Genomic DNA, 11,928 nt, shown 5'->3' on the forward strand with positions numbered 1-11,928 from the left:
CCACTGTTGCGCCGCGCCGCCGGGGGCCTGGTGAACTCGGCGGCCGGCGGCCCGCGCACCGACCGCTGACTCGTCGTCACCAGACAGCCTTCCCTAGAGAGAAGACAGTGGACCTCAAGAAGTTCGTGGTGGCCGCCGCCCTCGGCGCCTCCGTGCTCACCGCCGTGCCCGCGCTGGTCGCCCCGCACGAGGCAGCCGCCTCCTCCTGCTCGTCGGACGCCATGTCCGACTGCGGCGACCCCGGCGACGGTGGTGGCGACCCGGGAGGTGACGACTCGGGCGGCGACCTCGGCGGCGGGGAGGTCGGCGGCGGCGACCTGGGCGGCGGGGTCGGCGGCGGCGACATGGCCGGTAGCGACCTCGGCTTCCTCGACGGCATCGACGGCGAGGTCGGCGATTACGTGGCAGGCACCGATAACAGGGTCGAGATCAAGGGCAAGCGCCCCGAGCCGCCCATCACTCCCCCCGTCCCCCAGTTCCCGCCCAGCAGCGGGATCTCGGATGGGAGCACGACTGGGGGTGGGATCTTCGGCGGGCAGACTGCGCGTGTGTGGAGCTCGGGCCAGAAGTGGCGCCAACGGCTGACCAACTGCCTCCGCAACGACGGCGTTGTGGACATGAAGTACAGCCATGGCGCCTCCTACCAGTGGAGCATCAAGGCCAGCACGAACCTCACCGTCGAGGCGGAGAAGGTACTCAAGGCCAGCCTCGGCACCGAGATCAACACCACGTTCACCGAGAACTACAACGCGGAGGTCACGCTCAAGCCGGGCCAGACCTGGGCTCTGGAAATGGAGTACCAGACCGTGGTCTACCAGATCGTGCAGACGGACTGGTTCGGTCACTACACCACCGAGTACGCGAACGTCACCATGCCGACCAGCAACGTGACCGCCGTCTCCTGCTGACCGTCAGCCCCCGCCTGATGGTCAGCCCCCTGCTCCGAGCAGGACTCCGGCCGCCTCCGCCACGGTGCCGACCACGTGGTGGGGCGCGGCCGGGCCGGCCTCGGGGCGGGGGCGGCCGTGGTGGAGCCAGACCGTCCGCAGGCCGGCGGCGCGGGCACCGGCGATGTCCTGGAGGAGGTTGTCGCCCGTCATCCAGCCGCCGTCGGCGAGGCGGGCGCCGCAGCGCCGGGCCGCCAGCTCGAAGATCCCGCGCTCGGGCTTGCGGATGCCGACCTCGGCGGAGATGCACCAGGTGTCGACCAGCTTCGCGAGGCCGGTGCGGCGGATCTTGGCCTCCTGGTTGTCCGTCATCCCGTTGGTCACGATCGCCGTCCGCCACCCGGCGGCCCGCAACTCCCCGAGCGCCGCCTTGTCCTCGGCCCGGCACACCGCCAGCCTTGGCATCCGCCGCCGGTACCGCCCCCAGAGCACCTCGACCGTCTCGGCGAGCCCGAACTCCTCGCGGACCAACCGGAACCAGCCGTCCATCGGCCCGCTGTGGCGGCGGTCCGCCGCCGCGAGCCACGCGCGGGCCGCGTCGTCGAGGCGGTGGTCGGTGACGAACTCGTCCAGCCAGGCGGCGAACGCGGCGTCCCGGTCGAGGAGGGTGTTGTCGAGGTCGAAGAGGGCAAGCGGCTGCATGCGGAAACCTTAGGTGCGGGCCGTCACCGCGGGCGTGGTCATTTCGGCCGGGTGTTCTACGCTCGCATGGTGATCGACAAGGGGGGACGCCGTGCTGCCGCCGGACAGCCATGTGCACAGTGAGTGGTCGTGGGACGCACCGGGCGGGTCGATGGACGGCACCTGCCGCAGGGCGCTCGAACTCGGCCTGCCCTCGGTGGCGTTCACCGAACACGTGGACCTCACGCCCTGGACCCTCAGCCCCGACGAGCAGCTCCCCGAGGAGTGGGACGCGCTGCTCTCCGGCGGGGTGCTGACCCCGCCCCCGCTCGACCTCGACGGCTACCGGGAGTGCCTGGCGCGGTGCCGCGAGCGCTACCCGGACCTGCGCATCCTCTCCGGCGTCGAGCTGAGCGAACCGCACTGGCACCGGGCCCGCGCCACCGGCCTGCTGGCCGCCGGGGATTTCGAGCGGGTGCTGGCCTCGGTGCACTCCGCCCCGGCGGCGGCCGGGGGCGGATTCGCCGAGGTCACCGACCGCTACGCCGATCAGCCACCCGTCGAGGTGGTCCGCGCCTACCTGGCCGAAACCGCCGCCCTGATCGAGAAGTTCGACTCCTTCGAGGTGCTGGCCCACATCGACTACCCGGTCCGCCACTGGCCCACCGGCGGGCAGCCGTACGACCCGTACGACTTCGAGGAGGAGCACCGGCACGTCCTGCGCCGCCTGGCGGCGGCCGGCAAGGTCCTCGAGGTGAACACCCGGGTGCCGCTGCACGCCGAGGTGGTGGGCTGGTGGCGCGAGGAGGGCGGCCGGGCGATCACCTTCGCCAGTGACGCCCACGACCCCGGAGCCCTCGCCCGGGGGTTCCGCGACGCGGTGCACCTGGCCGAGGCGGCCGGCTTCCGTCCGGGCCGTGACCCCCACGGCTTCTGGAGCCCCGGCCTCTGGTGAGCCCGGCCCGGTCTCTGCTTGGCTGGCCTCCATGGGATCTGACCGCGTGCTCTACCTCCTCGGCTCCGCCGCCCCGGCCGTGCTCGACCTGCCCGCCGTGATCGAGCGGGCACAGACCGCCGGGTGGAACGTCTGCCTCGGGCTGACCTCCTCCGCCGCCGCCTGGCTGCGGGAGGACTTCCCCGCCCTGGAGGAACTGACCGGCCGCCCGATCCGGCACCGCCACCGCATCGCGGGCGAGCTGGACCCCTGGCCGCCCGCCTCGGCCGCCCTGGTCGCCCCGGCCACCTTCAACACCATCAACTCCTGGGCGCTTGGCCTGACTTCGGAGTGGCTGGTGGCCTTCGCCGCCGAGGCGATCGGCAAGCGGATCCCGCTCGTCCTGCTGCCGAGCGTCAACTCCGCACTAGCGGCACACCCGCAGTTCGACCGCAGCCTCGAGACCCTGCGCGGCGCGGGCGTCCGAGTCCTGTACGGGGAGGACGAGTTCGCACCGCACGCCCCGAAGCAGGGCAACCCGGCGAAGTTCCCGTGGGACGCGGGCCTCGCCGCGATCGAGCAGGCCTGGGCCGAGCGGCAGCCCTGAGGGGCAGCGGGTCAGGCCAGCAGGTCGAGCTCCTCGGCGATGGCCGCGCGGAGGGCGTCATGCTGCGGGCCGAGGGCGCAGGCCGGGTCGCTCCAGTTGGTGAGGGGGTAGAGCCAGACGGGGTGGGGGATGCGCTCCGAGGGCTCCCACTCGTAGCGGGGGAAGACGTGGGCGTGGAGGAAGCCGTCGGTGTTGCCGAGGATCTCCAGGTTGACCCGGCGGAAGGCCGGGTCGAAGCGGCGGCAGGCCCGCTCGACGGCCTCGCCGAGGCGGTCCATGTCGGCCAGGAAGGCCAGCCGCTTGGCCCGGGGCAGCTCGGAGAGCCGCTGCACCTCCGGCTGGTCCACCAGCAGCACCGAGTACCCGGGCAGGAACTGCACATCCCCGATCACCGCGAACCCGGCCCCGAGCCGCCGCAGCACCGTGGGGTTGGTCCCCGCCAGGGCCGCCTTGATCCGGTCACTCCGCCAGTCGTCTGCCATGATCACGCACCCTAGTGCAACAGGCTGCGCGGCGAGGCGGCCGAGTAGGCGGCGAACAGGGTGTCGATCCGCACCGAAAGCTGATGGTCCGCCACGCCCTCGACACACACCGACAGCTCGTCACCCCCGACCGCGTTGGCCAGGCGTACGTCGGTCCGCTGCCGCGAGCCGACCAGCGGGTAGCCGTACCAGCCGTCCGGGCGCTCGTCGTCGGTGGCGGACAGGCCGGACTCGACCGCCTGCCAATCGGTGTCGTCGAAGGCGTAGCCCACGTACCCGGCGAGGACCTCCAGGAACGGCCTGAGGTAGCCGCCGAAGATCCAGCCGCGGGATTCTGTCGTCATCCGGGCAGCATGCCGCCGCCCGGCCTCGGCGGACCAGCGGATTACGGGCCCGTCAGTACCGCCAGCGCACCGCCTCGATGACATCCGCGTCGGTGTGCATCGCGAAGAGCTCCGCCTCCGCGCGGCGGACGGCGAGGACGGACTCGAAGAGGGTGGGGCCGAGGGCCTCGCGCAGGAGGGCGGACTTCTCGAAGGCGTCGATGGCTTCGGGGAGCGAGGCGGGGAGGCGTTCGGCGGTGTCGAGGCCGGCCGGGTCGCCGGTGGTTTCGGGTGGGAGGGGGAGGGCGGCGTCGAGGCCGGCCAGGCCGGTGGCGAGGACGGCGCCGATCAGCAGGTACGGGTTGGCGGCGGCGTCGAAGCACTTGAGCTCGGCGTTGGCCTGGCCGGGGGCGGAGCCGGTGATCAACCGAAGGGCGGCCTCGCGGTTCTCCAGGCCCCAGCAGCGGTAGGCGCCGGCCCAGTGGGAGGGGACGAGCCGCAGGTAGGAGGCGACGCCGGGGGCACCGAGGGCGAGCAGCGCGGGCAGTTCGGCGAGGACGCCGGCCAGGAAGTGCTCTGCCTCGGGGTGGAGACCGTGCGGGCCGGGGCCGCCGTGGCCGAGGTTCCGGCCGTCACGCCAGAGGCTGAGGTGGAGGTGACCGCCGTTGCCGACGGCGCCCTCGGCGAAGACGGGGGCGAAGGAGACCCGCAGCCCGTGCCGGGCCGAGACGGCCCGGACGGTGTGGCGGACCAGCATCGCGGTGTCGGCCGCCTCGACCGGCCCCTCGGCGGCGACCGAGACCTCGAACTGCCCGGCGGAGTACTCGGGGTGGAGCTGGAGCACAGCCAGGCCCTGGGTTGTGAGCGCGCACATGACGTCACGGAGGTAGTCGGAGAGCTCGACGAACCGCGTCATCCCGTACGCGGGCCCGACGGTAGCCGGGGTGCCGTCCTCCCGCGCGACCATCCACTCGACCTCGATGCCGGCCCGAACGGTCAGCCCGCGCCGCTCGAGCGCCTCGACGGCCTGCCGGGCGAACCGGCGCTGGCAGCCGGGGTGCGGGGTGCCGTCCTGGCGGTACCGGTCGGCGGGGGCCCAGGCCCAGCCGGGCTGGGCGGCGAGCGGGGTGAGGCGGTCGAGGTCGGGGACGAGCCGCAGGTCGCCGACCGGGCCGGTGCCGTCCGGGGAGCTGGTGATGGAGTCGTCCACCAGGAAGACGTCGAAGCAGGGGGCGGCGCCGACCCCGTACTCGGCGGCGTGCTCGAGCTGGGCCAGCGGCACGGACTTCACCCGGGTGAGGCCGGAGTTGTCGACCCAGCCGAACACCACCCCGTCGATTCCGTCGGCGGCGAGCTGGGCTTCGGCCGCCCGGGCGTGGGCGGCCCGGTCGGCCCGGGGGTGCGTGGTGGTCATGCGGCCCATGCTGGCCCCGGCGGCCCCCGACGGGCGGGAGGCCGGGCGAGCCATTCACTCGGACGTGGACCGACCGGCCGGGATGTGACGCAGGCCACTTAGCCGCCAGAAATATCCGGGGAAAGTCTGTCCGTTTAGCTACTATGTCTGAAGCGGGGAAAAGTTCCCCGGTACGTGGCGGAGAGGAGACCGACAGTGACCACCACGACCGAGACCGCCGCCACGCCGACCCAGGCCTCGCTGACCCAGGCCTCGCCGGCCAAGGCCCCGCGCCTGCGCGCGGACGCCAGCCGCAACCGCGAGCGGATCATCACGGCCGCCCTGGAGATCTTCGTGGAGCAGGGCGCCGACGTGCCCTTCGACGAGATCGCCCGCCGGGCCGGCGTCGGCAACGCGACGCTGTACCGGAACTTCGCGGACCGCGCCGAGCTGGCGCACCACGTGACGCTGGCCGTGATGACCAGGGTCGCCGACCGCGCCGACCGCGCGGCCGCCGAGGAGCCCGACGCCTTCGAGGCCCTCAGCCGATTCGTGCACAACGCCGCGGACGAGCGGATCGGCGCGCTCTGCCCGATGATCTCCGACCACGTCGACCACTCCGCGCCCGACATCCAGGCCGCCAAGGACCGGCTGGACGCCGCCGTCACCGGCCTGGTCGACCAGGCTCACCGCAGCGGCCAGCTGCGCGCCGACATCGGCGCGGGAGACATCGTGGTCGCCCTCGCCCAGCTGACCCGTCCGCTCCCCGGCACCGCCTGTCTGGACCTCGACCCGTACGCCCACCGCTTCCTGCAGCTGCTGCTCGACGGCCTGCGGGCCCCGACGGCGACCACGCTGCCGGGCCGGCCCACCTCCCTGGCCGACCTCCGCCGTCAGCTCTGACCACAGCTCAAGACTTCACCCAGAGACTTCCCGCAAAGACTTCGCGCGGTAACCCAGCGCTTCCGCACGCCCGAAACACACGTAAGTGGGTACCACCATGTCCGAAACCTCCCTGCTGCCGGATCCCCGGCGCTGGAAGGCCCTGGCCTTCATTGGCCTCGCCCAGCTGATGGTCGTGCTCGACGCGACCATCGTGAACATCGCCCTCCCCTCGGCCCAGGCCGACCTCGGCATATCCGACGCCAACCGCCAGTGGGTGATCACCGCCTACGCGCTGGCCTTCGGTGGCCTGCTCCTCTTCGGCGGACGCCTCGCCGACCTGTGGGGCCGCAAGCGCACCTTCGTGGTCGGCCTGAGCGGCTTCGCCTTCGCCTCCGCGCTCGGCGGCGCCGCCGCCAACACCTCGATGCTGCTCGGCGCCCGCGCCCTCCAGGGTGTCTTCGGCGCACTGCTCGCCCCGGCCGCCCTCTCGCTGCTCGCGGTGATGTTCACCGAGGCCAAGGAGCGGGCCAAGGCCTTCGGCATCTACGGCGCCATCGCCGGTGGTGGCGGTGCGATCGGCCTGATCCTCGGCGGTCTGCTCACCGAGTACATGAACTGGCGCTGGACCTTCTTCGTCAACATCCCGTTCGCCGTGGTCGCGATCACCGGTGCCGTGATGGTCATCCGGGAGCCCGAGGGCGGGCGCAACCGCAACAAGCTCGACATCCCCGGCGTGCTGCTCGTCACCACCGGTCTGGTCTCGCTGGTCTACGGCTTCACCCGCGCCGAGACGGACGGCTGGAGCGCCGGTGTCACCATCGGCCTGTTCGTCGCCGCCGCCGTGCTGCTGAGCGCCTTCGTGCTGGTCGAGAGCAAGGTCAAGGCGCCGCTGCTGCCGCTGCGCGTGGTCTGGAACCGCAACCGTGGCGGGGTCTACCTCTCGCTCGGCCTGGCCGTGATCGGCATGTTCGGCCTGTTCCTCTTCCTGACCTACTACCTGCAGGTCGTGCTCGGCTACACCCCGGTCACCACCGGCCTGGCCTTCCTCCCGATGGTCGCCGGCATGATCACCGGCTCCACCCAGATCGGCGCCCGCCTGATGACCCGGGTCGCCCCGCGCTACCTGATGGCGCCGGGCTTCCTGGTCGCCTCGCTCGGCATGCTGATCCTGACCCAGATCAAGGTGGACGGGAACTACTCCGCGCAGATCCTGCCCGGCCTGATCCTGATGGGCCTCGGCATGGGTACGGCGTTCATGCCCGCCATGAGCCTGGCCACCTACGGCGTCGAGCCGCGGGACGCCGGTGTCGCCTCCGCGATGGTCAACACCTCGCAGCAGGTCGGCGGCGCGATCGGCACCGCCCTGCTGGCCACCGTGGCCAACAGCGCCGCCACCGCCTTCGGCAAGTCGCACCACCCGGCCGGTGGTTCGCAGGCGCAGCTCGGCCTGTTCAAGCTGGAGACCATGGTCCACAGCTACTCCACGGCGATCTGGTGGTCCTTCGGCATCCTGATCCTGGCCGCGACCATCGCCGCCGTGCTGATCAACGCCGGCCACCAGGGCTCCCGCGAGGTGGCCTCCGGTGACGGTGCCACCGCCGAGGACGCCATCCCGGTGATGGCCCACTGAGGCACCCCGCACCAACCGCGGCCTCCACGACCACCCCGGTCGTGGAGGCCGTCGGCATTTCCGGGGCGGGTCTGCGGCCAGGCGAGCGACGAGTCCGGCAACCCGCTCGCGGGCACCCGGAGTGCCCGCTACAGGTGGCCGGGCAGCCAGGAGCGCCCGGCGGAGACGTCCTGATGAGCGTCCGGCTGGCGGCCCGATCACCAACCACCGCACCCCGAAGTACTGGCCGCACAACGGCCGGGGCATGCTGGAGCAGTACAAGCACGGCGCCCGGACCAGCTGGTCCTGTGCCATGACCCGGGCCGCGGCCGAGGAAGCCGACCTGGAGCTCGTTCCACCTGGTGCTCGACCACGAGAACGACGGCTGGGGCCCCTACTGGGACGGATACATGGACACCACCAACGACTGGCGCGGCTACCACGCCCGGGCGGACTCGCCCTGGTGGGCGGGCCTCGGCCGGGTCGAGCACCAGCTCTACCGGAAGGCCCGCAACGGTCAGCTCCACACCCCCCGGAGCGGCATCTGATGTCGGCGCGGATGCGTAGGGCAGTGGCGGCCCTCGCCCTGACGGCCGCTCTCGCGACCGGCGGGGCGGCCGCCACCGCCGACCGCTGGAACGGGCCCTGCCAGCCCTCCTACCCGGGCGTCGACCAGCTGGTCGCCGCGCTGCCCACGTACGCCTGCTTCACCGCCGGCGAGCGGACGGCCGACGGCTACCGGCTGGACGTCAGCTACTCGGGCCAGGAACACGACGTGGACGACGCCCTCGCGCTCGCCCACGCCGAGGCCCGGGTCTTCTGGGAGCAGTTCCCCTACCCGGTGTCAGGCATCCGCATCGACACCACGGCCGCCTTCGGCGAGTCGGTGGTCAAGAACGTCAACCTGACCGGCCCCGAGCTGCGAGCGCTCTTCGGCCCCCGGCCCACCCGGTCCGGTGACCTCCCCGACCCGCCCGCCGGCCGCGCGGAGATCGTCCTCTGGACGCTCTCCGGCCTGCTGCTGGCCACAGCGGCCGGCCTCCTCCTGAGGTAGGCCCCGCACCCCGCTGTCGTGTCCGGCCCCGCACGGAACCCCCAGTTCCACCCGCCTCGCCGCCATACGGGTGAATTGGGCCGTTCGGGGCGGTTTTCCATGCTTAAGATCCACTTCCTGTGACAGAAGATCAGAAAGACCGCACCACCGGGGTGTTGATCCTCGGCGCCGGTCCGTCCGGGCTGGTGCTGGCCAACCTGCTGCAGCGCGGCGGCATCGACTGCGTGGTGCTGGAACGCTCCGGCCAGGCGTCGCTGGCCGAGCGGGCCCGGGCCGGGTACCTCGCGCCGGAGACCGTACGGACGCTGGAACGCCACGGGCTGGCCGACGGGCTGTTACGGCACGGCACCCGGCACGACAGCTGCGAGTTCCGCACCGAGGCGGGCCGGTTCCGGCTCGACTACGGCAGCCTGGGCGAACCGCACACCGTCTACCCGCAGCAGGAGCTGGTGGCGGACCTGCTGGCCGCGTACCAGGCCGCCGGTGGGCAGATTCGTTTCGGCGTCGAAGCACTGGCCGTCCACGACGCCGACGGCCCCCGGCCGTGGGTGTCGGCCCGCTCGGCCGAGGGTGCGCCGGTCCGCTGGGAGGCCCGGTACGTGGCCGGGTGCGACGGCCGCCACGGCGCGGCCCGGCGCTCCCTGCCGCCGGGCGCCACTTCTCTCCGCCGCGACCACGGCGCCTCCTGGCTGGCCCTGCTCGCCGAAGCCCCGCCGAGCCTGGACGCCGTCGCCTACGCCGTCCACCCGCGCGGATTCGCCGGCCACATGGCCCGTACGCCGCAGCTCACCCGCTACTACCTGCAGTGCGAGCAAGGCCTCGAGGCCTGGCCCGAGGAGCGGATCTGGGCCGAACTGCGGCTTCGGCTCGGCGCCGAGCGGTACGGGCCGCTGAACGAAGGGCCGATCACCCAGCGGGCGCTGGTGACCCTGGAGTCGGACGTCCTGGAGACCTTGCGACACGGTTCGCTGCTGCTCGCGGGCGATGCGGCGAGCCTGATCAGCCCCTCCGCCGCGAAGGGCGCCAACCTCGCCGTACTGGCGGCCGAGTTGCTGGCCGAGGCGCTCATCGACGCGCTCGCGCACGGGGATGCCACCGCACTCGACCGGTACTCCGAGCGCTGCCTCGGCCGGATCTGGCGGGCCCAGGAGTTCTCCCGCTGGATGGTCCGCCTGCTGCACCCCGACCGCTCCTCAGCCTTCGACGAGCGCCTTCGCCGCTCCCGCCTGGAGTCGCTGCGCACCTCCCGCAGCTTCCAAGGCTGGTTCGCCGAGCACTACGTCGGCATCTGACCCCGTACGCCCCACCACGATTGAGGACAGCATGACCACTGTCGAGTCCCCACCGACCGTACCGGCCCCGGCGGCCGCGCCCGACGGGCCCGGCGACGAAGCGCGGCTGCGCGCGGCGGCCGAGTTCGTCCGGGAGCAGGACGCCGCCGCGCTGCTCCCCCGCCTGCTGCCCGGCCTGACCGGGCCGGAGCTGCGGGCGCTGGCCGCCCGCTGCCGCTTCGCCCACGCCGCGGTCTCCGTCTTCCCCGCCGACCAGCAGGCCTTACGCGCCGCGCTCACCGCCGCCGGGCTGCCCACCGGCACCGGCACCCAGCTCAGCGTGGTGGTCCGCGACCGCCTCGCCCACCGCCACGGGCTCGACCCGGCCGAGCTGGACGTCCGCATCCTGCGGCCGACCGTGACCGGCCCGGACGGCTCGACCCGCATGGTGGAGGTCTTCACGCTGACCGTCCCGCCGGGCTCGCCGCTCACCGCGGTGGCCGCCCACGAACGGGCCACCCAGCACGAGGCCCACCTGGCCTTCGAGGTGCTCCGGCCCGACCCGCTGGCGCTGCGCGGCCTGACCGCCCTGCTCACCCAGCACGGCGCGGTGGCCGACGGCGGCGGCTTCAACCCGCACGAGAACGGCACCGTCCTCTACTTCACCGTCCCCTCGCTCACCAGCTACCGCCGGATCGAGCTGTACGCCCCCGGCGACCACCGCCAGGCCCTGGCGGCCCACCTCTCGGCCACGCCCTCCGACACCGTCTCGGCCGAAACGCTTCTGCGGCTGATGACTGGTGCGTGGACCACCCAGGCGCTCGCGGTGTTCGCCCGGCTGCGGGTACCGGACGCGATGGACACCGGGGTTGCCGTGAGTACCGACGCTCTCGCCCGTGCCGTCGGGGCCGATCCGACCAGCCTGGCCACTCTCCTCCGCTACCTCGCGATGCTCGGCGTGGTCGCCCGGGACGGTGCGGGCTTCCGGCTCACCGCACTCGGCGCCCTGCTGCGGAGCAGCCACGCCCACTCCCTGCAGCCACTCGCGCTGATGTACGGCGGGCCGTTCTACCGGTCCTTCGGGCACCTGGCCCACACCGTCCGCACCGGCGAGACCGCCTTCGACCACCTGCACGGCGAGAACCACTTCGAGCACTTCGCCCGGGATCCGGAGCTGGCCGACCTCTTCGACCGCTCGATGGCCGCCAGCGCCCGGATGTTCGAGCCGCTGGCCCAGCACCCGGCGATCACCGCCGCCGCTTCGGCCGGCGGCACGGTCGTGGACATCGCGGGCGGCACCGGCGAACTCCTGGCCGGTCTCCTCACCGCCCACCCGCAGCTACGCGGCGCCCTGCTCGAACGCCCGCACGTGATCGAAGCCGCCCGCCGGCGCCTCCCCGCCGACCACTGCACCTTCCACATCGGCGACTTCGCGGACGTGCCGCCCGGCGGCGACGTCTACGTCCTCTCCCGGATCCTGCACGACTGGGACGACGACCGCTGCCGCGAGATCCTGCTCCACACCGCCAAGGCCATGCCCGACCACGCGGACCTCCTGATCGTCGAACGCGTCCTCCCCACCGACGGCTCCCCCTCCCTCGCCACCGCCTGGGACCTCCACATGCTCTGCAACGTCGGCGGCCGCGAACGCACCACCCCCCACTACACCCGCCTCCTCACCGACGCCGGCCTCACCCTGACCGGCCTCAGCCCCCTCCCCCTCGGCGGCACCGCCCTCCACGCCCGCAAGGGCTGAACGCACCACTGCCCCGGACCGCAGGCCGGCCCGGGGCAGGTGCTCG

Annotated in this window: 13 protein-coding genes; 9 read left to right on the forward strand and 4 right to left on the reverse strand. The window is 73.0% G+C overall.

What is annotated here, in order from left to right; genetic code table 11:
• Nucleotides 1–107 precede the first annotated feature (107 nt).
• A complete protein-coding gene (locus tag ABT095_RS06370) occupies nt 108–908 on the forward strand; it encodes a DUF6426 family protein (protein ID WP_350528132.1) in 801 nt (266 codons plus the stop codon).
• Nucleotides 909–929: 21 nt separating this feature from the next.
• Here ABT095_RS06370 and ABT095_RS06375 read toward each other — a convergent pair whose 3' ends face one another.
• Nucleotides 930–1,589, reverse strand: coding sequence for an HAD family hydrolase (locus ABT095_RS06375; RefSeq protein ID WP_350528133.1), 660 nt, complete (start codon nt 1,587–1,589; stop codon nt 930–932).
• A gap of 91 nt (nt 1,590–1,680) precedes the next feature.
• Between ABT095_RS06375 and ABT095_RS06380 the strand changes: the two genes are divergently transcribed.
• The gene (locus ABT095_RS06380) at nt 1,681–2,523 is read left to right on the forward strand and encodes a PHP domain-containing protein (protein WP_350528134.1); all 843 of its coding nucleotides are present in this window, start codon (nt 1,681–1,683) and stop codon (nt 2,521–2,523) included.
• A 31-nt stretch (nt 2,524–2,554) separates the two neighbouring features.
• Nucleotides 2,555–3,109 (forward strand): flavoprotein, encoded by a 555-nt coding sequence (locus ABT095_RS06385; protein ID WP_350528135.1) that lies wholly within the window; start codon nt 2,555–2,557, stop codon nt 3,107–3,109.
• 11 nt (nt 3,110–3,120) lie between these two features.
• On the opposite strand, the gene ABT095_RS06390 is transcribed toward ABT095_RS06385, so the two are convergent.
• The 3 genes from ABT095_RS06390 to ABT095_RS06400 are packed head-to-tail and all read right to left on the reverse strand — an operon-like array spanning nt 3,121 to nt 5,328.
• Nucleotides 3,121–3,591 (reverse strand): HIT family protein, encoded by a 471-nt coding sequence (locus tag ABT095_RS06390; protein WP_350528136.1) that lies wholly within the window; start codon nt 3,589–3,591, stop codon nt 3,121–3,123.
• Between the two features lie 11 nt (nt 3,592–3,602).
• Nucleotides 3,603–3,935, reverse strand: a complete 333-nt coding sequence (locus tag ABT095_RS06395) for a hypothetical protein (RefSeq protein WP_350528137.1) — start codon at nt 3,933–3,935, stop codon at nt 3,603–3,605.
• 52 nt (nt 3,936–3,987) lie between these two features.
• Nucleotides 3,988–5,328 (reverse strand): type I glutamate--ammonia ligase, encoded by a 1,341-nt coding sequence (locus ABT095_RS06400; RefSeq protein WP_350528138.1) that lies wholly within the window; start codon nt 5,326–5,328, stop codon nt 3,988–3,990.
• Between the two features lie 195 nt (nt 5,329–5,523).
• Here ABT095_RS06400 and ABT095_RS06405 point away from each other — a divergent pair, with 195 nt between their 5' ends.
• From ABT095_RS06405 to ABT095_RS06430, 6 genes are all read left to right on the forward strand, one after another.
• Nucleotides 5,524–6,210 carry a TetR/AcrR family transcriptional regulator gene (locus ABT095_RS06405; protein WP_502884827.1) on the forward strand — a complete coding sequence of 229 codons (687 nt, stop codon included), beginning with the start codon at nt 5,524–5,526 and terminating at the stop codon, nt 6,208–6,210.
• A gap of 97 nt (nt 6,211–6,307) precedes the next feature.
• A complete protein-coding gene (locus tag ABT095_RS06410) occupies nt 6,308–7,822 on the forward strand; it encodes an MFS transporter (RefSeq protein WP_350528139.1) in 1,515 nt (504 codons plus the stop codon).
• 341 nt (nt 7,823–8,163) lie between these two features.
• Nucleotides 8,164–8,349, forward strand: a complete 186-nt coding sequence (locus tag ABT095_RS06415) for a hypothetical protein (protein ID WP_350528140.1) — start codon at nt 8,164–8,166, stop codon at nt 8,347–8,349.
• 11 nt (nt 8,350–8,360) lie between these two features.
• Nucleotides 8,361–8,855 carry a hypothetical protein gene (locus tag ABT095_RS06420; protein ID WP_350528141.1) on the forward strand — a complete coding sequence of 165 codons (495 nt, stop codon included), beginning with the start codon at nt 8,361–8,363 and terminating at the stop codon, nt 8,853–8,855.
• A gap of 119 nt (nt 8,856–8,974) precedes the next feature.
• A complete protein-coding gene (locus tag ABT095_RS06425; protein WP_502884828.1) occupies nt 8,975–10,147 on the forward strand; it encodes a 4-hydroxybenzoate 3-monooxygenase in 1,173 nt (390 codons plus the stop codon).
• Nucleotides 10,148–10,178: 31 nt separating this feature from the next.
• A complete protein-coding gene (locus tag ABT095_RS06430) occupies nt 10,179–11,882 on the forward strand; it encodes a methyltransferase (RefSeq protein WP_350528142.1) in 1,704 nt (567 codons plus the stop codon).
• The last annotated feature ends 46 nt before the right edge of the window (nt 11,883–11,928 follow it).

The sequence above is a fragment of the Kitasatospora sp. NPDC002227 genome, assembly GCF_040296285.1.
Classification (GTDB): Bacteria; Actinomycetota; Actinomycetes; order Streptomycetales; family Streptomycetaceae; genus Kitasatospora.